The organism is Allobosea sp. Root670 (assembly GCF_001429415.1).
GTDB classification, from domain to species: domain Bacteria; phylum Pseudomonadota; class Alphaproteobacteria; order Rhizobiales; family Beijerinckiaceae; genus Allobosea; species Allobosea robiniae.
Genome location: NZ_LMJU01000019.1, coordinates 72217 through 93882, shown reverse-complemented (window position 1 = coordinate 93882; position 21666 = coordinate 72217). Strand labels below are relative to the sequence as shown.

19 protein-coding genes are annotated in these 21666 nt (G+C 67.1%); 14 read left to right on the top strand and 5 right to left on the bottom strand.

Features of this window, described 5'->3' with window-relative positions; genetic code table 11:
* From ASE61_RS22830 to ASE61_RS22815, 5 genes are all read left to right on the top strand, one after another.
* On the top strand, positions 1-912 hold the full coding sequence (locus ASE61_RS22830; RefSeq protein ID WP_061970886.1) for an ABC transporter permease: 912 nt from the start codon (positions 1-3) through the stop codon (positions 910-912).
* A gap of 41 nt (positions 913-953) precedes the next feature.
* A complete protein-coding gene (locus ASE61_RS22825) occupies positions 954-2543 on the top strand; it encodes an ABC transporter substrate-binding protein (RefSeq protein ID WP_061970884.1) in 1590 nt (529 codons plus the stop codon).
* 70 nt (positions 2544-2613) lie between these two features.
* Entirely contained in the window at positions 2614-4047 is a 1434-nt protein-coding gene (locus ASE61_RS22820; protein WP_061970882.1) for an amidohydrolase family protein, read from the top strand.
* A gap of 118 nt (positions 4048-4165) precedes the next feature.
* Positions 4166-4342, top strand: a complete 177-nt coding sequence (locus ASE61_RS26690) for a hypothetical protein (RefSeq protein WP_156407196.1) — start codon at positions 4166-4168, stop codon at positions 4340-4342.
* A 31-nt stretch (positions 4343-4373) separates the two neighbouring features.
* Positions 4374-4970 carry an SCO family protein gene (locus ASE61_RS22815; RefSeq protein WP_061970881.1) on the top strand — a complete coding sequence of 199 codons (597 nt, stop codon included), beginning with the start codon at positions 4374-4376 and terminating at the stop codon, positions 4968-4970.
* Here the strand turns inward: ASE61_RS22815 and ASE61_RS22810 are convergent.
* From ASE61_RS22810 to ASE61_RS22800, 3 genes are all read right to left on the bottom strand, one after another.
* Positions 4961-6832 carry a glycosyltransferase family 2 protein gene (locus ASE61_RS22810; RefSeq protein ID WP_061970879.1) on the bottom strand — a complete coding sequence of 624 codons (1872 nt, stop codon included), beginning with the start codon at positions 6830-6832 and terminating at the stop codon, positions 4961-4963. The two genes, ASE61_RS22815 and ASE61_RS22810, sit on opposite strands and share 10 nt — an antisense overlap.
* Before the next feature lie 124 nt (positions 6833-6956).
* Positions 6957-8174, bottom strand: a complete 1218-nt coding sequence (trpB, locus tag ASE61_RS22805; RefSeq protein WP_061970878.1) for a tryptophan synthase subunit beta — start codon at positions 8172-8174, stop codon at positions 6957-6959.
* On the bottom strand, positions 8171-8854 hold the full coding sequence (locus ASE61_RS22800) for a phosphoribosylanthranilate isomerase (RefSeq protein WP_061970876.1): 684 nt from the start codon (positions 8852-8854) through the stop codon (positions 8171-8173). The genes trpB and ASE61_RS22800 overlap by 4 nt, the downstream gene beginning before the upstream one ends.
* 100 nt (positions 8855-8954) lie before the next feature.
* On the opposite strand from ASE61_RS22800, the gene ASE61_RS22795 reads away from it, so the two are divergent.
* From ASE61_RS22795 to ASE61_RS22760, 8 genes are all read left to right on the top strand, one after another.
* Entirely contained in the window at positions 8955-10256 is a 1302-nt protein-coding gene (locus ASE61_RS22795; protein WP_156407195.1) for a TAXI family TRAP transporter solute-binding subunit, read from the top strand.
* A 154-nt stretch (positions 10257-10410) separates the two neighbouring features.
* Positions 10411-12234, top strand: a complete 1824-nt coding sequence (typA, locus tag ASE61_RS22790; protein WP_061970873.1) for a translational GTPase TypA — start codon at positions 10411-10413, stop codon at positions 12232-12234.
* A gap of 239 nt (positions 12235-12473) precedes the next feature.
* Entirely contained in the window at positions 12474-13412 is a 939-nt protein-coding gene (locus ASE61_RS22785; RefSeq protein WP_061971160.1) for an aldo/keto reductase, read from the top strand.
* 211 nt (positions 13413-13623) lie between these two features.
* Positions 13624-16668 (top strand): DNA polymerase I, encoded by a 3045-nt coding sequence (gene polA, locus ASE61_RS22780; protein WP_061971158.1) that lies wholly within the window; start codon positions 13624-13626, stop codon positions 16666-16668.
* A gap of 83 nt (positions 16669-16751) precedes the next feature.
* The gene (locus ASE61_RS22775; RefSeq protein WP_061970871.1) at positions 16752-17885 is read left to right on the top strand and encodes an AI-2E family transporter; all 1134 of its coding nucleotides are present in this window, start codon (positions 16752-16754) and stop codon (positions 17883-17885) included.
* Positions 17886-18003: 118 nt separating this feature from the next.
* Positions 18004-18363 (top strand): DUF883 C-terminal domain-containing protein, encoded by a 360-nt coding sequence (locus ASE61_RS22770; RefSeq protein ID WP_061970869.1) that lies wholly within the window; start codon positions 18004-18006, stop codon positions 18361-18363.
* A 2-nt stretch (positions 18364-18365) separates the two neighbouring features.
* Positions 18366-18791 carry a hypothetical protein gene (locus tag ASE61_RS22765; protein WP_061970868.1) on the top strand — a complete coding sequence of 142 codons (426 nt, stop codon included), beginning with the start codon at positions 18366-18368 and terminating at the stop codon, positions 18789-18791.
* A 79-nt stretch (positions 18792-18870) separates the two neighbouring features.
* The gene (locus tag ASE61_RS22760; protein WP_061970866.1) at positions 18871-20262 is read left to right on the top strand and encodes a sensor histidine kinase; all 1392 of its coding nucleotides are present in this window, start codon (positions 18871-18873) and stop codon (positions 20260-20262) included.
* 10 nt (positions 20263-20272) lie between these two features.
* Here ASE61_RS22760 and ASE61_RS22755 read toward each other — a convergent pair whose 3' ends face one another.
* Together ASE61_RS22755 and ASE61_RS22750 are read right to left on the bottom strand one after the other, a co-directional pair.
* Positions 20273-20653 carry a response regulator gene (locus ASE61_RS22755; protein WP_061970864.1) on the bottom strand — a complete coding sequence of 127 codons (381 nt, stop codon included), beginning with the start codon at positions 20651-20653 and terminating at the stop codon, positions 20273-20275.
* Positions 20654-20817: 164 nt separating this feature from the next.
* Positions 20818-21252, bottom strand: coding sequence for a DUF992 domain-containing protein (locus ASE61_RS22750; protein ID WP_061970862.1), 435 nt, complete (start codon positions 21250-21252; stop codon positions 20818-20820).
* 145 nt (positions 21253-21397) lie between these two features.
* Here ASE61_RS22750 and ASE61_RS26685 point away from each other — a divergent pair, with 145 nt between their 5' ends.
* The gene (locus tag ASE61_RS26685; protein ID WP_156407194.1) at positions 21398-21664 is read left to right on the top strand and encodes a hypothetical protein; all 267 of its coding nucleotides are present in this window, start codon (positions 21398-21400) and stop codon (positions 21662-21664) included.
* The last annotated feature ends 2 nt before the right edge of the window (positions 21665-21666 follow it).

The following is a 21666-nucleotide window of genomic DNA, read 5'->3' as shown; positions in this document are numbered from 1 at the left end:
ATGAAGCTCGAACGCGATGCGCTGCAGCCGGGCGCCAAGACGGTCGAGGCTGCCGTCAGCGTTGCCGCCGCCGCGCCCGTCCGCCGGAAGACCGTGTTCCGGATGCTGCTCTCCGATGCAGGCTCCTGCGTCGCGCTGGCGCTTGTCGTCCTCGCCATCCTCTGTGCGGCCTTCGCGCCCTGGCTCGCGCCGACCGACCCCTTCGGCAACGACCTCGCCAACACGCTGAAGCCGCCGGGCGAGATGGGACTGCTCGGCACCGACGGGCAGGGCCGCAACATGATCACGCGCCTGCTCTTCGGACTGCGCACGAGCCTGCTGATGGGCCTCGCCTCCGTCGTCTTCGGCTGTACGATCGGCGGCATCATCGGCTTCTCCGCCGCCTATTATCCGAAGGCATCGGGCGTGCTGATGCGGTTCATGGACATCCTCTTGTCCTTCCCCGCGATCCTGTTCGGCCTGGCCATCGCCGCGATCTTCGGGCCGGGCCTGCCGGCGGTGATCATCGCGCTCACGATCGCGACCGTGCCGCTGATGGCGCGCGTGGTCCGCGGCTCGGCGCTGGTCGTGCTGCAGCAGGGCTATATCGAGGCGGCGCGCTCGCTCGGTCTCAGCGACCTGCGCATCATCCTGGGCTATGTCCTGCCGAACTGCCTCTCGGCAATGTTCGTCTTCATCACCCTGCGCTTCGGCCAGGTCATCCTGCTCGGCGCAGCGCTGTCCTTCCTGGGCCTGGGCGCCCAGCCGCCGACGGCGGAGCTTGGGGCCATGGCGGCGGACGGGCGCAACTTCCTGTTCTTCGCGCCGCATGTCTCGGTTCTGCCGAGCCTGGTGATCTTCGCGGTGGTGCTCGCCTTCAACGTGCTCGGCGATTCCCTGCGCGACGCCCTCGATCCGAAGCTGCGCAAATAGCAGCGGATATCAACCAAGAAGCGAAAAAGGGGATTTGCTCGATGCTGAAACTGTCAACTCTGCTTCTCGCGGGCGCGGCCGCCGCGACCTTTGCCACGGCGCCCGCGGTGGCCCAGCAGAAGGCGCCGCTCACGATCCTGCGCATCATCGATGCCGATAATTACGACCCGATCCGCTCGACCGCGACGGCGGCGGCCGAGGTCATGTACATGCTCGCCGACACGCTGGTGACGGTCGATTTCGACATGAAGACGATCAAGCCCGGCCTCGCCGAGAGCTGGACGATCTCGCCTGACGGCAAGACCTACACCTTCAAGCTGCGCAAGGACGTGAAATTCTGCGACGGCCGGCCGATGACGGTCGACGACGTCGTCTATTCGCTGAAGCGCTGGATCGATCCAGCCAGCAAATCGCCGGTCTCCTTCCGCGCCGGCCCGGTCAAGGACATCCGTGCGGACGGCGATTCCACGCTGATCTACGAGCTGAAGGAGCCCTACAGCGACCTGATGTTCCAGCTCGCGCTCTCCTTCGCCTCGGTGGTCGATAAGGCGACCGTCGAGAAGCTCGGTCCGAATTTCGGCGTCCAGGGCTTCAACGGCACCGGCCCCTATTGCTGGTCGAAATGGACCCCGCGCCAGGAGCTCGTGCTCAAGAAGAACCCGCACTACTCCTGGGGCCCGCCGATCTACAAGGATCCGAAGCCGCAGATCGACGAGATCGTCTGGAAGGTCATCCCCGAGTCGAACACGCTGATGGCTGCGATCCAGGCCAAGCAGGCCGACGTGACCTATTACATGCCGTATATCGCGCTCGACACGATGCAGCGCATCCCCGGCATGACGGTGCAGCGGCAGGACAACTACATCTACGACGTCTTCATGGGCTTCAAGGTCGACAAGCCCGTCGCGAAGGACAAGGCCATCCGCGAGGCCGCCAACATGGCGACCAACAAGGAGGCGATCGCCAAGGCGATCTTCTTCGGCAAGGGACAGACCCTGCCCTCGCTGCTGAACCCGGCCGTGCTCGATTACGACAAGTCCTCGGCCGACAAGATGCCGAAATATGACCCGGCCGGGGCCGCCAAGCTGCTCGACGCGGCCGGCTGGAAGCCGGGCGCCGACGGTATCCGCGAGAAGGATGGCCAGAAGGCGACCTTCACTGTCTACGGCATCCGCAACGATTCCAATCCGCGCATCTCCGAGGCCATGCAGGCGGATCTGCGCAAGGTCGGTATCGACATGAAGATCCAGCTCTGGGACGCGACCGTGGCCTGGGGCAAGCTGGCGACGCAGGAATTCGACGCGTTCCTGATGTCCTACCCTTACGTGACGGCGACGGAGGCGATGAGCCTCTATTTCCGCAGCCAGCAGGTTCCGACGCCGAACCGGATGAACTGGAAGGACCCCAAGACGGACGAACTGCTTAAGTCTGCGGCGACGGCGACCGACGCCGACAAGCGCAAGCAGGCCCTGGCCGAGGTCCAGACCCAGCTCACCGAGGCGAATGTCTGGGTGCCGCTGGTTTCGCAACCGCTTTGGGTCGTCGCGACCGACCGGGTCGAGGGCGTGCGTGCCCACGGCCTGTATGGAGCCGGCCTCTACAAGGGGCTCGATCTCAAGCTGAAGCGCTGAGTTTCTTGGGCGCCGCGCGGTGTGAGCCGCGCGGCGCTTTTTCTATGCCTGTGGGAGGAAGGGAAACATCATGACGATCACGGTCATCAAGAATGCCGACATCGTTGTCGCCTGGGATGCCGAGGCCGGCCAGCACGTCTATCTGCATGGTGCCGATGTCGCCTTCGAGGACGGCACGCTGCGCTTCGTCGGACCCCGCTACGAGGGGCAGGCGGACGAGACCGTCGACGGCAGCGGGCGCATGGTCATGCCTGGCCTCGTCAATATCCATTCTCACCCCTCGAGCGAGGCGCTGAACAAGGGCTTCCTCGACGAGCTCGGCTCCCCCGCGCTCTATAACTCCTCGCTCTACGAATTCATGCCGATCCTGCGGCCCGATGCCGAGGCGGTGCCGGACTGCGTGCAGGTCGCCTATTCGGAACTGCTGCTCTCCGGCGTGACCACGCTCGCCGATCTCTCGGTCGCCCATCCCGGCTGGCTCGATCTCGCCGCCAATAGCGGCCTGCGCGTCTGCGTCTCGCCGATGTTCCGCTCGGCCCGCTGGTACACGAAGAACGGCCATGTCGTCGAATACGAATGGGACGAGAAGGCTGGCGCCGCGGCCATGGCGACCGCATTCGACGTCATCGAGCAGGCGCAGAAGCATCCGTCAGGCCGTCTCTTCGGCATGGTCTGCCCGGCGCAGATCGACACCTGCAGCGAAGGCCTCATCAAGGACAGCTTTGCCGAAGCCAAGCGCCGTGGCCTGCCCTGGCAGATCCATGCGGCCCAGTCGACGGTCGAGTTCCACGAGATCACCCGCCGTCATGGCGTGACGCCGATCCAGTGGCTGGAGAAGCTCGGCGTGCTCGGCGCGACCAGCATCGTCGGTCACGGCATCTTCCTCGACGATTACCCGCGCGTCGCCTGGCACAGCCGCCGCGATCTTGCACTGCTGGCCGAGACCGACACGATCGTCGCCCATTGCCCGACGGTCTTCATGCGCCGGGGCATCGCGCTCGACGATTTCGGGCGCTATCGCCGCGCCGGCGTCCGCATCGGCATGGGCACCGACACCTATCCGCACAACATGCTCGAGGAGATGCGCCATGTCGGCTACGTCGCCCGGATGATGGCGGAGAACCCGCGCACGCTCACCACCACCGACATCTTCGAGGCCGCGACCACGGCCGGCGCCGCTGCGCTCGGCCGCGACGATATCGGGCGGCTGGAAGCGGGCTGCAAGGCCGACCTCGTCATGGTCGACCTCAAGCACCCGATGATGCAGCCGCGCCGCGATCCCGTGCGCAGCATGGTCTATGCCGCCGCCGAACGGGCCGTCGACCGCGTCTATGTCGACGGCAGGCTCGTGGTCCGTGACGGCACCGTCCTGACCATGGACTATCCGGCGGCCGCGCTGCGCCTCCACGAAGGCCAGAAGCGGACGGAAGCCGCAGCGCCCGGCAATGACTGGATCAAGCGCCCGGTTACTGATTATTCGCCGCTGACCTTCCCGGTGAAGTGAGTCTGGGAGCACCGGCCAATTCCGTGATGTGCCCAACCCGGGGCGCATCGCTGCATCGTGAGACCCTGCGTCACGGCGCCCGCTTCCGGGCGGCGTGATCTGGCGATAGGTTGGCCTCATGTCGCAGGCAGACGAGACAACGCAGAAGGAGGCCGGCTCTTCGAGCCGTCTCGGCCTCATGCTGATCGGCGGAGGCTTCTTCGCCCTGTTCCTCACCGGCCTGCTGCTCTGGTGGCGCGAGGGAGACCGGCTCTTCACCGACGGCCTGATCGCCGCCATCGTCGCTTGCTTCTAGCGGCTGCGGCCGCCTGCCCGGGAAGTCTTTCGTGAACCGCCGACTCGTTCTCCCCCTCGTCGTCTTCCTCGTCGGCGCGCTCGCGCTGGCTGCGGCCGCGATCCTGACCTTCTCGCCTGGCCGCCAGGGCGGTGGCAGCGGCACGGCCAGCGTCGGCGGCCCGTTCACGCTGACGACGCAGGAGGGCAAGCCGCTCTCCGATACCGATCTGAAGGGCTCGCCCTTCCTGGTCTTCTTCGGTTTCACCCATTGCCCCGACATCTGCCCGACCAAGCTCTTCGAGATATCGGAAGCCCTGCGCGCGGCCGGTGACGGCGCCAAGGCGAAGGGGCTCAAGGCCCTCTTCATCACGGTCGATCCCGAGCGCGACACGCCGGACGCGATGAAGAGCTATCTCGGCTCCTTCGATCCCCGCATCGTCGGGCTGAGCGGCGATCGTCCCGCCATCGATGCCGTGATCAAGGCCTATCGCGCCTATGCCAAGAAGGTGCCGCTCAAGGATGGCGACTACACGATGGACCATACCGCCCTGGTCTATCTGATGGGCAAGGACGGCAGTTTCGTCGGTGCCTTCAATATCGAGCAGCCTCCGGCGCAGGCGGCGGCAGAATGGCTGCGTCACTCCTGATTGGCTTCGATGGGCGCCGGTCGGTGCGCCAGCCCGTGCTCCGTCTTGTTCCAGGCGAAACGGTGGTTGAAATACTCGTAGAGCGCCATCCAGGCCGCCGCCGAGACCAGCGCGTAATAGAGCGGCAGCAGCGGCACGAGCAGCAATAGGCCCGGAGCGCCCCGGCGCAGGGCGCCGACGATCGGCGGCATGAACAGCGCGACGCTGCCCAGAATCCAGATGCCGAGCGCGATGGTCGAGGTCAGGGTGGCGACAGTGCCCACCGGCTCGAACAGGGAGCCGTCCCAATAGGCAATCAGCGCGGCGACGGCGAAGGCGGGATAGCCGAGCGCCGTGGCGACGGTGCCGAAGACCAGCGACAGGAAGGCGAAGGTCGCAGCCATCCCGGCTTCGCGCATCAGGCGCAAAGGGGCGCGGGAATGCGTCACCAGCGTCTGGATATAGCCCTTGATCCAGCGCGAGCGCTGCTTGAGCCAGGCCGGGATGGTGATGGGCGCCTCCTCGCGGGTGTTCGAGGGCAGGTCGCCGATGCGGTAGCCGGCGCGCACCAGCCTGAAGCCGAGATCGGCATCCTCCGTCACGTTCCAGGCATCCCAGCCGCCGACCGCGCGCAGCGCCTCGGTGCGGAAATGGTTCGAGGTCCCGCCCAGCATGATCGGCAACCGGAATTGCAGCAGGCCGGGATTGAGCACATCGAACAACCCCGCATATTCCAGCGCGAACAGGGCGGGAAGCACGCCTTCCTCGGCATGGTCGATCACGAGTCTGGCCTGCAGGCAGCCGAGCTCCTGCGGACCACCGAGGAAGCGCGCCGCCGCCATGCGCAGTTGCTGCGGATCGGGAATGTCTTCGGCGTCGAAGATCGTGAAGAACGTGCCGCGTGCCTCGAGCAGCGCCAGGTTGAGCGCACGCGGCTTGGTGCGCGGAAAGCCCGGCGGAACGACCGTCACGGAAAAATGCGGCGGCAGCGCCATCCGCGCCAGCGTGCTGCGCATCCCGATATCGTCGGCTTCGATCAGCAGGCGGATATCGAGCTTGGCCGGGGGATAGTCGAGGGCGCCGAGCGCATCCGTCAATTGCCGGAGCACAGGAAGCTCGCGGTAGAGCGGCACCGCGACGGTGTAGGCGGGCAGGCGGGATTCGTCGATCCGCCAGCGATGGCTGCGCCAGAGATCGGGCGCCGAGCGTTCGATCGCCGCCGCAAGACGCAGCAGGATGAGCCCGAGGAAGAACGGGCCGAGCAGGAGCGCAAGCGCGAAGAAGGTTTGGAGCGGGGCGAAGACGCCGCCGAGTGCGGCTGCGGCGACACCGCCGCCGGCTGCGATCACCTGGCCGCGGCTGGCGCCGGTGCGGGCGCTCTCGCGCGCGAGACCGGCAGGGTCGAGCCCGGCCGTATGCTCCGCCAGGGTCTCGGCATTGCTGTGGCGCAGGGCCCCGGCGAAGCGGCGCGGTGTCGTCACCGCGATATCGCCGCGATGGCGCGGCCCGGCTTCGAGCATCCGCCGCAGCGCCGGGCCCTCGGGCGCGAGGATGAAGCGAAAGCGCCTGTCGTCGACGGTCGGCGCGATGCCCTGGCGCAGGATCGCATCATGCCCGCCGCCGGGTCGCAGGGGCGGCGGCTGCGGCAGGAAGGCGAGGCCCAGCTCGGCCGCGAGTGCGCGATAAAGCTCGGCTTCGCCGATCAGGCCGAGCGCGATCGCTTCGCGGGCGGGCTCGCTGCGGTTACGGCGGGATGTTTCGGCCGCACGCGCGAGAAGCGAGGGCGCCAGGCCATGCCGCGTCAGGAAGGCGAGTTCGATCGGCAGGCCGGCTGAGGCAGGCCCGCGCCCGATCGGACGGTCGTCGTTACCGCTGCCCCCCATTGGCCCCGGTCCCGCTCCACGCGACGATGCCCGGCGCGGAGGCGCCGGAAGCAACCCATGGTTGCTGCTATGGAGCAGAGAGTCGAGAGCCGCGTGCCTGGAACTTTAGGTGTCCATGCGAGCGTCAGCGCGCCGCCAGGATCTCCGCGACCTGCGGGATGTCCTTGTCGCCGCGGCCGGAGAGATTGACCACCATCAGATGGTCCTTCGGCTTCTGCGGGGCGAGCTCGGCGACGCGGGCGAGCGCATGCGCGCTTTCCAGCGCCGGGATAATGCCTTCCAACTTTGAGATGAGCTGGAACGCCTCCAGCGCCTCCTCGTCGGTGGCGGAGAGATAGGTCGCCCGGCCGATATCGTGCAGCCAGGAATGCTCCGGGCCGATGCCGGGATAGTCGAGCCCGGCCGAGATCGAATGGGCGTCCTTGATCTGCCCGTCATCGTCCATCAGCAGGAAGGTGCGGTTGCCGTGCAGCACGCCGGGGCGTCCGCCGGTCAGCGAGGCCGCATGCTGGCCGCTCGGGATGCCGTGGCCGGCTGCCTCGACGCCGTAGATCTCGACGGATGCGTCGTCGAGGAAGGGATGGAACAGCCCCATCGCGTTCGAGCCGCCGCCGATGCAGGCGACCAGCGAATCGGGAAGGCGGCCTTCGGCCTCCTGCATCTGCTCGCGGGTTTCCTTGCCGATGATCGACTGGAAGTCGCGCACCATCGCCGGATAGGGATGCGGGCCTGCGACCGTGCCGATGCAGTAGAAGGTCGTCGCGACATTGGTCACCCAGTCGCGCAGCGCCTCGTTCATCGCATCCTTCAGCGTCTTGGTGCCGGATTCGACCGGGACGACGGTGGCGCCGAGCATCTGCATGCGGAAGACGTTGGGCGCCTGCCGGGCGACATCGACCGCGCCCATATAGACGATGCACTCCAGCCCGTAGCGGGCGCAGAGCGTCGCGGTGGCGACGCCGTGCTGGCCGGCGCCGGTCTCGGCGATGATGCGCTTCTTGCCCATGCGCCGTGCCAGCAGGATCTGGCCGAGCACGTTGTTCACCTTGTGGGAGCCGGTATGGTTCAGCTCCTCGCGCTTCAGGTAGACCTTGGCGCCGCTGAAATGGTCCGTCAGCCGCTCGGCGAGATAGAGCGGCGAGGGCCGGCCGACATAATGCTTCAGCCCGCTGGTCATCTCGGCATGATAGGCCGGGTCGGCCTTGGCGGCGTTATAGGCCGCTTCCAGCTCAAGGATCAGCGGCATCAGCGTTTCCGCGACGAAGCGGCCGCCGAACAGGCCGAAGCGGCCGTTCTCGTCCGGGCCGTTGCGATAGCTGTTCGGGGTCGAGGGGGCGTTCATGCCGTCAAACCTTCTTGCAGTGCCGCGGCGGCCTTGCGGGCCGATGCGATGAATTCCGCGATCCGGGCGGGGTCCTTGACCCCCGGCGCGCTTTCGACGCCCGAGGAAACGTCGACGCCCGCCGGCCGGGTTATGCCGATGGCATGAGCGACATTGGCCGGATCGAGCCCGCCCGATAGCATGAAGCGCTGCGAAGGGTCGAGGCCGGCAAGCAGCGCCCAGTCGAAGGGCTTGCCATGCCCGCCGGGGAAGGCCGCGTCCTTCGGCGGCTTGGCGTCGAGCAGGATGAGATCGGCGGCATCGCGATAGCCGGCGACGGCTTTCAGGTCCTCGACCGTGGCAATGCCGAGAGCCTTCATCACCGGCCGGCCGACGGCGCGGCGCAGGGCTGCGGTCTGCTCGGGCGTCTCGCGACCGTGGAACTGGAACCAGTCGGGCTTCAGCGCCTCGGCGAGTTCCGCTGCCTGCCCTTCGCTCCAGTCGACGACGAGCGCGACGATTTCCGTCTTGCCGCGGGCGATCGCCGCCAGTTCTTTCGCGCGCTCCAGCGTGACGTAGCGCGGACTTTTCGGATGGAAATTGAGCCCGATCATGTCGGCGCCGGCCGCAAGCGCAGCCTCCAGCGTCTCGGGCGTCGAGAGACCGCAGATCTTGATCAGGAAGGGCGAACCATTGGACATGGCCCGGCGTTTAGCACGGTCCGTTCGCCGGTGCATGCCGTACTTGCGACATGATGGCGAAGGAAGCCATGCTGGCATGGGCGAACAAGGGGGCTGTTGATTGATCCGGCTTGGCATGGGCAGGCGCGGGCTGGCGATGGTGGCGGGGCTGCTCGCCGTCTCCGGCCTCGTCGCGGCGGCGTTCTATTATGTCGGCCAGCCGCGGACCTTGCGCCTCGCCGTCGGGCCGCTCGGCTCCGAGGATGCGCGCATGGCCGCGGCCTTCGTGCAGGGCCTGAACCGCGACAAGGCCTCCGTGCGCCTGCGGCTCGTCCTGACGGAAGGTTCCGAGGACAGCGCCAAGCGGATCGATGCCGGGCAGGCCGATCTCGCCATGCTGCGTGCTGACATCGCCATGCCCTCGACCGCCGATACGGTGCTGATCACCCGCCGGACCTATCCCTTCTTCATCACCAGGGCCGAGACCGCGATCACCCGTATCGCCGATCTGCGTGGCCGCAGGGTCGGCGTCGCCCGCAATCCTGCCGGCAACGTCGCGCTGCTGAAACGGGTGCTGGCGCAATACGAGGTCCGGCCCGACGAGGTCGAGATTCTCGGCCTGACCCAGGAGGAGATCGTGCCGGTGGCGAGGGAGAAGCGCATCGACGTCTTCTTCTCGATCAGCGCTGTCGGCTCCCATACCAATAATGGCGGCCTGCGCCGTTTGCGCGAAGCCTGGGGCAACGATCCCGTCCTGATCCCGGTTCGCGAGGCCGATGCGCTCGCCTTGCATTACCGTGCGATCGAATCCGGCGAGATCGTGCGTGGCGCGCTCGGCGGCGACCCGCCGCGCCCGGCCGAGAGCCTGCCGACCATCGCGATCACCTCGCGCCTCGTCGCAGCGCAGAGCCTCGACGACAATCTCGTCGGTGAGCTGACCAAGGACATCCTCGGCCTGCGCCTGACCCTGGCGGCGGAACTGCCCGCCGTGCAGGCGCTGGAGACGCCCTCGACCGACAAGGACGCGCCGCTGCCGGTCCATTCGGGCGCCGCCGCCTATATCGATGGCGAGCAGGAGACCTTCTTCGATCGCTATGGCGACTGGTTCTATATCGGGGCCATGGCGCTCTCGGCGGTCGGCACGGGCGGCGCCGCGCTGCTCGGGCGCGAGAGCGCCAACCGGCGCCGGCGCGCCATGTCGGGCCTCGACGAATTGCTGGCGCTTCTGGCCGTGATCCGCGCCTGCGAGGACGAGGCCGAACTGACCCGGCTCGGCCGCGAGGCCGACCACATCCTGACGCGCGTATTGGCCGACTACGCCAAGGGTGACCTCGATACGGCGGCGCTCGCAGCCTATCGCCTCGTCATCGATCAGGTCGGCCGGGCCGTCGCCGAGCGGCAGCGGGCGCTGGCGGAAGCTTGAACGCATTTACTTTTCGGCAGCGTCTGCGGTTGCCGAAAAGCCCGCCAGCGTTTATGTGCAGCGCAACGAATTCCAGATTCACGTGAAACAGGCTGCGCCGGCGGGGCATCGCTCCAGACCGGCTCGTGGCCTTGAAAGCAAGGCCCAGACCCGCATGTCCATGCGCAACATCGCCATCATCGCGCACGTCGACCATGGCAAGACCACGCTCGTCGACAAGCTTTTGCAGCAGTCCGGCACCTACCGCGACAACCAGCGCGTCATCGAGCGCGTGATGGATTCCAACGACCTCGAGAAGGAGCGCGGCATCACCATCCTGGCCAAGGCGACCTCGGTCGTCTGGAAGGATACGCGCATCAACATCGTCGACACCCCAGGCCACGCCGATTTCGGTGGCGAGGTCGAGCGCATCCTGAACATGGTCGACTCGGCCATCGTGCTGGTCGATGCGGCCGAGGGCCCGATGCCGCAGACCAAGTTCGTGGTCTCCAAGGCGCTGAAGCTCGGCCTCAAGCCGATCGTCGCGATCAACAAGGTCGACAAGCCGGACGCCCGCACCACCGAGGTCATCAACGAGGTCTTCGACCTCTTCGCCGCGCTCGACGCCACCGACGAGCAGCTCGACTTCCCGATCCTCTACGGCTCGGGCAAGCAGGGCTGGATGGCCCATTCGCCGGAAGGTCCGCAGGATAACGGCCTCGCGCCGATGTACGATCTCATCCTGTCGCATGTGCCGGAGCCCAAGGTCGAGGAAGGCCCGTTCCGTATGATCGGCACGCTGCTGGAGGCCAATCCCTATCTCGGCCGCATCATCACCGGCCGCGTCACCTCGGGCACGGCCAAGCCGAACCAGACGATCAAGGTGCTCTCCGGCGACGGCTCGACCGTCGAGACCGGCCGCATCTCGAAGATCCTGGCCTTCCGCGGCCTCGAGCGTCAGCCGATCGAGGAAGCGGTCGCCGGCGACATCGTCTCGATCGCGGGCCTGGTGAAGGGTTCCGTCGCCGATACCTTCTGCGACCCCTCGGTCGACACCCCGATCAAGGCGCAGCCGATCGATCCGCCGACGGTGTCGATGACCTTCATGGTCAACGATTCCCCGCTCGCCGGCACCGAGGGCGACAAGGTCACCACCCGCGTCATCCGCGACCGTCTGTTCAAGGAGGCCGAGGGCAATGTCGCGCTGAAGATCGAGGAAGCCTCCGACAAGGACAGCTACATCGTCTCCGGCCGTGGCGAATTGCAGCTCGCGATCCTGATCGAGACGATGCGCCGCGAGGGCTTCGAGCTCGGCGTTTCCCGTCCGCGCGTCGTGCTGAAGCGCGGCGAGGACGGCCAGCTTCTGGAGCCGATCGAAGAGGTCGTGATCGACGTCGACGAGGAGCATTCCGGCGTCGTCGTGCAGAAGATGTCGGAGCGCAAGGCCGACATGCTGGAGATGCGTCCGTCGGGCGGCAATCGCCTGCGCCTGGTCTTCCACGCTCCGACCCGCGGCCTGATCGGCTATCAGGGCGAGTTGCTGACCGACACGCGCGGCACCGCGATCATGAACCGGCTCTTCCATGACTACCTGCCCTACAAGGGCGAGATCGGTGGGCGCCGCAACGGCGTGCTGATCGCGATGGAGACCGGCGAGGCCGTGGCCTATGCGCTGTGGAACCTCGAGGACCGCGGCCCGATGATGATCGAGCCCGGCTGGAAGGTCTATCAGGGCATGATCGTCGGCGAGCACACCCGCGAGAACGATCTCGAGGTGAACGTGCTCAAGGGCAAGAAGCTCACCAACATCCGCACCACCTCGAAGGACGAGGCGGTGCGCCTGACCCCGCCGATCCGGATGACGCTGGAGCGTTCGCTGGCCTGGATCGACGACGACGAGCTCGTCGAGGTCACCCCGAAGTCGATCCGCCTGCGCAAGGGCATCCTCGACCCGAACGAGCGCAAGCGCTCGCAGAAGCAGAAGGCCGAAGTGGCCTGAGTTCAGATGCCCGGGCGAGAGCCCGGGCATTTTCGTTTCGGGTCTGCGCTGAGCGCAGCCCGCGGATGACGCACTGGGCGATTGCCCTCGACCGTTCGCTCTGATCCTCTGCCCGCCTCTCGATCATCGCGCGTCCGGCCGGACGCGGTCACGATGATCGATCAAAATGTTGTCGCATCGGATTCTTCCGAAAAGTGGGGCCACTTTTCGGTCCGATGCGAAAGGGGAAGGACATCGCCATGCAATTCCGCAATCTCGGCCGCTCGGGCCTGCGCGTCTCGCTCGTCGGGCTCGGCTGCAACAATTTCGGCGGGCGCATCGATCTCGATGCGACGCGCAAGGTCGTCGATGCCGCGATCGAGCATGGCATCACCCTGTTCGACACCGCCGACATCTATGGCGAGCGCGGCGGCTCCGAGACGGCTTTGGGCGAGGTGCTGGGCGCGCGCCGCAAGCAGATCGTGCTCGCCAGCAAGTTCGGCATGGACATGGATGCCGAGGGCGTGAAGAAGGGCGGTTCGCGCCGCTACATCATGAACGCGGTCGAGGATTCGCTCCGGCGCCTCAAGACCGACTGGCTCGATCTCTACCAGCTCCATCGGCCCGATCCGCTGACCCCGATCGAGGAGACCCTGCGCGCCATGGACGACCTCGTCCGCCAGGGCAAGGTCCGCTATATCGGCTGCTCGAACGTCGTCGCCTGGCAGGTCGCCGATGCGCAGTGGACGGCGCGCGATCTCGGCATTCCCGGCTTCGCCTCGGCGCAGGACGAGTACAGCCTGCTGAAGCGCGGCGCCGAAAAGGACCTGATCCCCGCCATCGCCCATTACGGCATGGGCCTGCTGCCCTATTTCCCGCTCGCCAACGGCGCGCTCACCGGCAAGTACAAGCGCGGCGCGGCGATGCCGGAAGGTGCGCGCCTGAGCAAGCTGCCGCAGCGCGCCGACGAGATCTTCAGCGCGGATAACTGGCGCCGGATCGAGGGGCTGACCGCCTTCGCCGAGCAGCGCGGCCATACGCTGGTCGAACTCGCTTTCTCCTGGCTGGCGGCGCAGCCGGTGGTGTCGAGCGTCATCGCCGGTGCGACCAAGCCGGAGCAGGTCGCCGCCAACGTCAAGGCCGCCGACTGGGCGCTGACAGCCGAGGAGTTGGCGGAGATCGATACGATCACGAAGTAGTTGGAAGCGCTGCCATTGCCGTCATGGCCGGGCTTGTCCCGGCCATCCACGTCTTTGCGGGTCAAGTGCGCGTGTTCAAGACGCGGATGCTCGCCACAAGGGCGCGCATGACGTCGCGATTCCGGCGGGGCCCGTCATTCCTGACAGCTTTGAGCACCCGCCGCCGCGCAGCCCATGGACCGCTCGCGCCCGCCCGCTTATGGTCCGCGCCATGAGCGAGACAACCACGACCGCCCCCGCCCTGAAGCCCGGCGACCACCTCTTCCTGGTCGACGGCTCGAACTTCATCTTCCGGGCCTATTTCCAGTCGATCAACCAGGACCGGAAATACAATGCCCGCTCGGACGGGCTGCCCTCGGGCGCGGTTCGGCTCTTCGCGACGAAGCTCTTCCAGTTCGTGCGCGAGGGCGTGCTCGGCGTCAGGCCGACCCATCTCGCCATCGTCTTTGACAAGACCGAGAACTCGTTCCGCAAGGCGCTCTACCCGGCCTACAAGGGCAACCGCTCCGATCCGCCGCCCGATCTCATTCCCCAGTTCCCGCTGATGCGCGAGGCGGTGCGCGCCTTCGGCCTCATCCCGGTCGAGCAGGATGTCTACGAGGCCGACGACCTGATCGCGACCTATGCGAAACAGGCCCGCGAGGCCGGCGCCGATGTCCTCATCGTCTCCGCCGACAAGGACCTGATGCAGCTCGTGAAGCCGGGCGTCGCGATGTACGATCCCGCCTCCGGTGACCAGAAGAAGGGCGCCGGCTTCCGGGCCGAGCGCCGCATCGGCGAGCCCGAGGTCGTCGAGTATTTCGGCGTCATGCCCGAGAAGGTCACCGATGTGCAGGCGCTGGCCGGCGATGCCACCGACAACGTGCCGGGCGCGCCGGGCATCGGCATCAAGACGGCAGCCCAGCTCATTGGCGAATACGGTGATCTCGAAACCCTGCTGGCGCGCGCCGGCGAGATCAAGCAGCCGAAGCGCCGGGAGACCCTGACCAATCCCGAGGTGATCGAGAAGGTCCGCATCTCCCACAAGCTCGTCAGCCTCGTCGACGACGTGAAGGTCGAGACGCCGCTGGAGAACCTGACGCTGGAGCAGCCCGACCCGGCGAAGCTCATCGCCTTCCTCAAGGCGATGGAGTTCACCACCATCACCAAGCGCGTCGCCGAGGCCTATGAGGCGGATGTCGGCGCCGTCGATGCCGATCCGGAGTTGGCTCCGGGCGGCGCGCGCGCGGCGGAGCTGAAGGCGCTCTATGCCGGTGCCGATGCCGCCGAGGATGCGGCTCCCGGCTTGGCTCTTGCGACATCTCCCGCGCCTGCTGCCGCTGTTGCAGGCGCCCCTGCTGGCGAAGACGGCTGGCTGAAGCCGGGCGATCTGGCCAGCGCCCGCAAGAACGAGGCGATCGCCGGCAAGATCGATCGCTCGAAATACGAATGCGTGCGCACGCTCGCCGATCTCGAGCGCTGGATCGGCTGGGCTTCCGAGGTCGGCCATGTCGCTCTCGACACCGAGACCAACTCGCTCGACGCGATGCAGGCCGATCTCGTCGGCATCTCGCTCGCGGTCGCGCCCGGCCGCGCCTGCTACATCCCGCTGCAGCATCGCGCCGGCGATGGCGGGCTCTTCGACGAGGGCCTGCTGGCCGACCAGATTCCGCTGACGCAGGCGGTCGCCGCCCTGAAGCCGCTGTTCGCCGATGCCGGCGTGCTCAAGATCGGCCAGAACCTGAAATACGACCTGCTGGTGCTGGAGCGCCACGGGCTCAGCGTGTCCCCGGTCGAGGACACCATGCTGATCTCCTATGCGCTCGATGCCGGCAGCAACAGCCACGGCATGGACAGGCTCTCGGAGCTGCATCTCGGCCACGAGACGATTCCCTATGCGCAGGTCGCCGGCACCGGCAAGAACCAGATCACCTTCGACAAGGTGCCGCTCGACCGCGCCACCGACTATGCCGCCGAGGATGCCGACGTCACGCTCCGGCTCTGGCTCACGCTGAAGCCACGCCTCGCCGCCGAGAAGAAGACTGCGGTCTACGAGGTGCTGGAACGGCCGATGGTCGAGGTCCTGGCGCGGATGGAGCGGCGCGGCATCGCCATTGACCGGCAGATCCTCTCCCGCCTCTCCGGCGATTTCGCGCAAGGCTTGGCCCGGCTGGAGGACGAAATCTACGAGTTGGCCGGTGAGAGATTCACCATTGGCAGCCCCAAGCAGCTCGGTGACATCCTGTTCGGCAAGATGGGGCTCGAAGGCGCCAAGAAGACCGCGACCGGGCAATGGGCGACGGGTGCCGGCGTGCTCGAGGACCTCGCCGAGCAGGGCCACGCGCTGCCGTCCAAGATCCTGGAATGGCGCCAGCTCGCCAAGCTCAAATCGACCTATACCGATTCACTGCCGGGCTATGTGAATCCGCAGACCAACCGGGTCCACACCTCCTATGCGCTGGCGGCGACGACGACGGGCCGGCTCTCCTCCTCCGAGCCCAACCTCCAGAACATCCCGATCCGCACCGAGGCCGGCCGCAAGATCCGCACCGCCTTCGTGCCGGAGAAGGGCTTCAAGCTGGTCTCGGCCGATTACAGCCAGATCGAATTGCGCCTGCTCGCCCATATCGCCGAGATCCCGCAGCTCCGGCAGGCCTTCGCCGATGGCATCGACATCCATGCGATGACGGCGTCCGAGATGTTCGGGGTGCCGGTCCAGGGCATGCCGAGCGAGGTGCGCCGCCGCGCCAAGGCGATCAATTTCGGCATCATCTACGGCATCTCGGCTTTCGGCCTCGCCAACCAGCTCGGCATCGGCCGCGAGGAGGCCAGCGCCTATATCCGCAAGTATTTCGAGCGCTTCCCCGGCATCCGCGACTACATGGACCAGACCAAGACCCATGTGCGCGCCCATGCTCAGGTCACCACGATCTTCGGTCGCGTCTGCCATTTCCCCGCGGTCGCCTCGAAGAATCCGTCCGAGCGCGCCTTCGTCGAGCGCCAGGCGATCAACGCACCGATCCAGGGCTCGGCCGCCGACATCATCCGCCGGGCGATGACCCGCATGGATGCGGCGCTCGCCGCCAATCGGCTGGGCGCCCGCATGCTGCTGCAGGTCCATGACGAGCTCGTCTTCGAGGTGCCGGAGGCCGAGGTCGAGAAGACCCTGCCGATCATCGAGAAGGTCATGGTGGGGGCACCGCACCCGGCCGTGCAGCTCAGGGTGCCGCTCGCGGTCGAGGCCCGCGCCGCCGGCAACTGGGACGAGGCGCACTGAGCCGATCGGAACCCGCCCGATCCTTCCGGCGTTGACATGTCCGACGCGCCAGGGGGGCGCGGATCGCGCGTTGGAAACATCCCATGCTCAGCTCATCGGCCTGGCGGCCGTTTCCGCGCTACATGGCGGAACCGGAATCGGCGGAGGAAACCGAAGAGGTCACGCCGTATGAGCATGATCTCATCGTCCGCTATGCCATTGTCGGCATCTTTCTCATCCTGGCGACGGCCTCGCTGGCGCTGACCAAGGTCATCGCCATGCCGGTCACGGCCGGCGTGATCTTCGGGCTCGTGCTCGGGCCGCTCGTCGACGTGCTGGCGCGGCACCGGGTGCCGCAGCACGCCGCCGCGGCACTGGTGGTGCTGCTCTTCATCGGCCTGCTCTTCGGCGCGATCGCGATCCTCGCCGTGCCCGTTGCCGGCTGGAGCGATCAGGCTCCGGCGATGATGGCGGCCCTGCAGGGCAAGCTCACCGGCGTCTTCGCCTTCATGGACGAATTCAAGCGCGGCATTGCCTCGATCACCGGCAAGGGCGCCGAGCTCAGCGTGTCCCAGGGCAATCCGCTCTTCGACATCGCGCTCACCTCGTCCGCGGCAGCGGGCGGCCTGCTGATCTTCGTCGCGACGATCTATTTCTGGCTGGCGACGCGCCGTCATCTCAAGGCGCGGGTGCTCCGGCTCTGCCTCGGCCGGGGCGCGCGCCGCTCGGCCGGCTCCTTCTTCGAAGAGATCGAGTCGCGGGTGGCACGCTATTTCGCGCTGGTGACGATGATCAATCTCGGCATGGGCATCCTCACCATGGCGATCGCCTGGGTCGCCGGCCTGCCCTTCCCGGTGTTCTGGGGGGCGCTCGCCTTCCTGCTCAACTACCTCGCCTTCATCGGCCCGATCATCGTCGCGATCATGCTTCTGGCCGGCGCGCTGCTCGATGCGCCCTCGATCCTCGCGGCGCTCTGGCCGGCGGCGGCCTATTACGTCCTGCACCTGATCGAGGGTAACGCGGTCACGCCGGTCTTCGTCGGCAACCGATTGACCATCTCGCCTTTCCTCGTCTTCATCGCCTTCATCTTCTGGCTTTGGCTCTGGGGCCCGGTCGGCGCGGTACTCTCGACGCCGATCGTGATCGTCGCCATGGTGGCGCAGGAGGAGTTCGCGCGCTATCGCCGCGAAAAGGCCAAGGAGGAGGCCGAAGAGGCCGGCGAAGCCGAGGCTGCCTGAGCGTCACGCTCGGAACAGAACCGGAGCGGCCGCGTTGCCCGATCATGTGGTGGCCCTTGCGGCTGCCGCGTCTCCTCGCCACCATCCGAATTTCCATCAGCGACAGGACGATACCGCCATGGCCACCACGACATCCGCGAAACGTCAGGCTGCCGCCGCCGCCAAGCGTGCGAAGGCCGAGGTCGAGGCCGGCGCCGAGGATGTCGCGGCGGAAGCGCGCCAGGCCGGAGCCCGCGCCAGGCGCCAGGCGAGCGCCTTGGAGGATACCCTGACGCGCAGCGCCGAGGATATCGCCGCCACCGTCAGCGAGCGCCTGCGCGCCGTCGGCGTCGACACCGACAAGATAGTTGACGTCGCCAAGGAGCAGGCCACCGAATTGCAGCAGCTGATCGAGGCGGAAATCCGCGAGCGGCCGCTGCGTGCGCTGGGGCTGGCGGCGGCGGTCGGCTTGTTCGTCGGCTTCCTGTCGGCGCGCTGACCATGTTCGGGGGGATCGGATCCTTCATCACCTCGGAGGTCTCCGGGGTGGTGAGGCGCAATGTCACCGTCTACGGCCTGTTCGGCCTTGCCGCGCTGCTGATGCTCTGCGCCGGCGGCTATGCATTGAACGCGCTCCATACCGTCCTGGCGCTGCGCTACGGCGCGGTCGCCGCCAGCCTCTGGATTGCCGGTGGCCTTTTCCTCGCGGCTTTGCTGGCGCTGGGCATGGCCGTGATCGTCAAGAACCGCCGCCGGCCGCCGCGCCCCGCCGCAACCGCGGCTCTGGCCGCCGCGCCGCTGGCCGCCAAGCTCATCGGCTCGCGCCTGAGCTGGCGGATGGCGGCCGCCGGCGGCATCGTCGTTCTCGGCGCGATTCTGGGCCGCCAGATCGTTGCGGGCGGCGCGGATGACGATGGGGAAGCCTGATTCCGCGCTGATCGGCGACATGGACGAGGCATGTCTTTTTACATAGGGATGTCGGCATGCGTCCCGTAACAAGATCTGCATGTCTGCTCAGGTGAGGCCCCGCAGCCGCTTTCCGATACCGGTTTTTCCGGTCTTCGGCGCGCGCCTTCGCTCGGCGACGACCACGATCATCGCGATCGGGGTGGTCGCGGTTGCGGTCGTGCTGGCCGCCTGGATCAACCAGCAGGCGCGGCAGACGGCGGACCGTGTTTCCCACGCGATCGAGATCCGCGAGCGGGCCGAGCGCTTTCTCGGCCGGATGCGCGATGCCGAGACCGGGCAGCGCGGCTTCCTGCTGACCGGGGAGGCCGATTATCTCGACCCCTTTACCGAGGGCAGGGGCGCTGCCGGGCCTGAGCTCGACATCCTCGCCGCGCTCGCCGATGCCGATCCCGTTCAGAAGGAGCGGGTCGCGAAGCTGCGCGCGGACATGGGCGTGAAATTCGCGGAACTCGACCGGACGATCGCGCTGGAGCGGGCGGGCCGCAGGGCGGAGGCTCTGGCGCTGGTCAGGAGCGAGGATGGCATCGCCGCGATGGACCGGCTGCGCGAAACCGTGCAGGCGATCCAGCAGAGCGAGAATGTCCGGCTGAGATCGCTCTACAGCCGGGAAGAACGCCGCCGCCTCTGGGGCAGCACCGGCATCGTCGTCGCGCTGGCGGGTCTGGCTTTCGCCGCCTGGCAGCAATTGCGCCGCCGCCAGCGCCGCAGCAATGCGCTGGCGATCAGCAATGCCGAACTCGAGCAGATCGTGAGCGAGCGCACCCGCCAGCTCGAAAGCGAGCGCCTGCGCATCGAGGCGCTGCTGCGCGACGTCAATCACCGGGTTGGCAACAACCTCGCCATGGTCTCGGCGCTGCTCAACGTGCAGAGCCGGCAGGCGCGCGAGCCTGCGGTCAAGACGGCGCTGGCGCAGGCCCAGTCGCGCATCCAGGCGATCGCGGCCGGCCAGAGGCGCCTGCGGCTGGATATCGAGACCGACGAGATCGATGCGCGGCCCTATATGGAGGATCTGCTCGCCGAGATCGGCAAGACGGCCGAGGGCCGGCCGATCCGGATCGAGCTCGATATGGAATCGATTCGCCTGCCGGGCCGCGATGCCGTGTCCTTCGTCGTGATCGTCAACGAACTCGTCACCAACGCCATCAAGCACGCCTTTCCCGACGGCATGGCGGGGCGGATCGTCATCCGCTTCGCTCCGACGGAGCACGAAGGGGAGCCCGCCCTTGCCATGTCGATCGAGGATGACGGCGTCGGCATGCCCGCGGAGACCGCAAGCAAGGGCCTCGGCCAGACCGTGATCGCCAGCCTGCTGCGCAGCATGCGCGCGACCCTGAACACCGAGCCGGCTCATCCCGAACAGGACGGGCGTACGGGTACGCGGGTGACGATCGTCTTTCCGAAGCGGGAAGCTCTTCCGGCTCAGGCCTGACGCGCGGGCATCAGCCTGGCATGGCCTTGAGGTCGAGTGCGCCGACAGCGCTTTTCACGAAGGCTGCGACCTCGCGCGTCGAGAATGGCTTGCGCAGGAAGCGGACGTTGCGAAGCGCTGCGGGCACCTCCTGCGGCGCCGAACCCGAGACGAAGGCGAAGGGCGTGCCGATTTCCTGCAGCGCGCTCGCGACATCGAAGGTCTTGCCGCCGACGACATCGATGTCGAGCAGGGCGCAGGCGAGCTGCTTTGCGGTCATCCGCCGGGCTTCCGCCACGGAGCCGACGACGATCAGCTCGACATCGTCGCCGAGCTGATCGGCCACGGCGCTTTCGATGTCCATCGCGATGAACGGGTCGTCCTCGACGATGAGTACGCGGATATCAGCCATCGACCGGCTCTCTCACTCACTGCAATCTCTGTTACGCGATCTCAACGTAACAGGACTGGCGATGTTCCTGCTCTGGCGCCCTATCATGGCCGAAAGCACAGGATTTGAGTCGATTTTGAGCCGTCAAGGTTAGCAAAAGGTAATCCTGTCTCTTCTTCGCGGCTTCAGCGCCGCCGTCCCGGAGCGACGAGCGTCAAGTCGAGAGCGGTGACACCGACAGCGACATTGATGCCGCGATTGCCCTGGAACGGCAGCGGCAGCAGCGTCGCCTCATTGTCCTTGCCGCCCGAGAGCGCATTGCTGGCCGTGGACGGAGCGGTCGTGCTGCCGCTCTTGTAAGACCCGCTCAGCGCGCCCAGCGGCGCGCGCGCATAGGGTCCGTAGACGCGCCAGACCATGGCCGCGCTCCTGACCGAGCCTAGGCCGAGGCTGAAGCTGCGGACGATCCCCGTATAATGCTGCGTCGGTCCGCGGCGTGGCCTGAAGCGGCATTCGGTCGGGCGCTGCGACTTGACGATGGCGGCGAAATTGCTGCCCACGGTGCAGGACAGGCGGCCCGTCGGCGGGCCCGCGATCTGCGCCGCCGCGGGCTCATGCATTCCTATGAGGCCGGCGAAGGCGAGGGCGGCTAGGCAGGATCGGGAATGCCCTCGGCTCATCGCGAATGCTCCTGGTGAACTGGCGGGACGAACGCCCCAAGAAACCCACAGTTCCACGTTAGGGAACCGTGACGAGTTTGTAGCGTTGGCGTTTCATCTTGGCATGGGAATGTCGATGTCAGTGAGTCGTCCACGGGGAGAAACCCCCACAATAATCGATCCGGATTTCCCGGCGGCGCTGCCGCCGTTCTGGGAACTCGAGGACCTTCTTGCCACAGGGCTTGATCGCGCGGCGGCACTTGCGGTGATGGCGGCGCGGCGGAGCGGCCCTCGACTTGTCGGCGCCGGCGCTGCGATCCCTGAAGGGCAGAGCCTGCTGCTGCGTTTCGGGCCGGGCGATCTCTCTCACTGAAT

Excerpts from the sequence above, each read along its gene's own strand:
- ASE61_RS26690 (WP_156407196.1), top strand. The coding sequence starts at position 4,166 with ATGTCGCAGGCAGACGAGACAACGCAGAAGGAGGCCGGCTCTTCGAGC.
- ASE61_RS22810 (WP_061970879.1), bottom strand. The coding sequence starts at position 6,832 with ATGGGGGGCAGCGGTAACGACGACCGTCCGATCGGGCGCGGGCCTGCC.
- ASE61_RS22760 (WP_061970866.1), top strand. The coding sequence starts at position 18,871 with ATGTCTGCTCAGGTGAGGCCCCGCAGCCGCTTTCCGATACCGGTTTTT.
- typA (WP_061970873.1), top strand. The coding sequence starts at position 10,411 with ATGTCCATGCGCAACATCGCCATCATCGCGCACGTCGACCATGGCAAG.
- ASE61_RS22785 (WP_061971160.1), top strand. The coding sequence starts at position 12,474 with ATGCAATTCCGCAATCTCGGCCGCTCGGGCCTGCGCGTCTCGCTCGTC.
- ASE61_RS22755 (WP_061970864.1), bottom strand. The coding sequence starts at position 20,653 with ATGGCTGATATCCGCGTACTCATCGTCGAGGACGACCCGTTCATCGCG.
- ASE61_RS22750 (WP_061970862.1), bottom strand. The coding sequence starts at position 21,252 with ATGCATGAGCCCGCGGCGGCGCAGATCGCGGGCCCGCCGACGGGCCGC.
- ASE61_RS22830 (WP_061970886.1), top strand. The coding sequence starts at position 1 with ATGAAGCTCGAACGCGATGCGCTGCAGCCGGGCGCCAAGACGGTCGAG.
- ASE61_RS22770 (WP_061970869.1), top strand. The coding sequence starts at position 18,004 with ATGGCCACCACGACATCCGCGAAACGTCAGGCTGCCGCCGCCGCCAAG.
- trpB (WP_061970878.1), bottom strand. The coding sequence starts at position 8,174 with ATGAACGCCCCCTCGACCCCGAACAGCTATCGCAACGGCCCGGACGAG.
- ASE61_RS22800 (WP_061970876.1), bottom strand. The coding sequence starts at position 8,854 with ATGTCCAATGGTTCGCCCTTCCTGATCAAGATCTGCGGTCTCTCGACG.
- ASE61_RS22820 (WP_061970882.1), top strand. The coding sequence starts at position 2,614 with ATGACGATCACGGTCATCAAGAATGCCGACATCGTTGTCGCCTGGGAT.
- ASE61_RS22775 (WP_061970871.1), top strand. The coding sequence starts at position 16,752 with ATGCTCAGCTCATCGGCCTGGCGGCCGTTTCCGCGCTACATGGCGGAA.
- ASE61_RS22765 (WP_061970868.1), top strand. The coding sequence starts at position 18,366 with ATGTTCGGGGGGATCGGATCCTTCATCACCTCGGAGGTCTCCGGGGTG.
- ASE61_RS22825 (WP_061970884.1), top strand. The coding sequence starts at position 954 with ATGCTGAAACTGTCAACTCTGCTTCTCGCGGGCGCGGCCGCCGCGACC.
- polA (WP_061971158.1), top strand. The coding sequence starts at position 13,624 with ATGAGCGAGACAACCACGACCGCCCCCGCCCTGAAGCCCGGCGACCAC.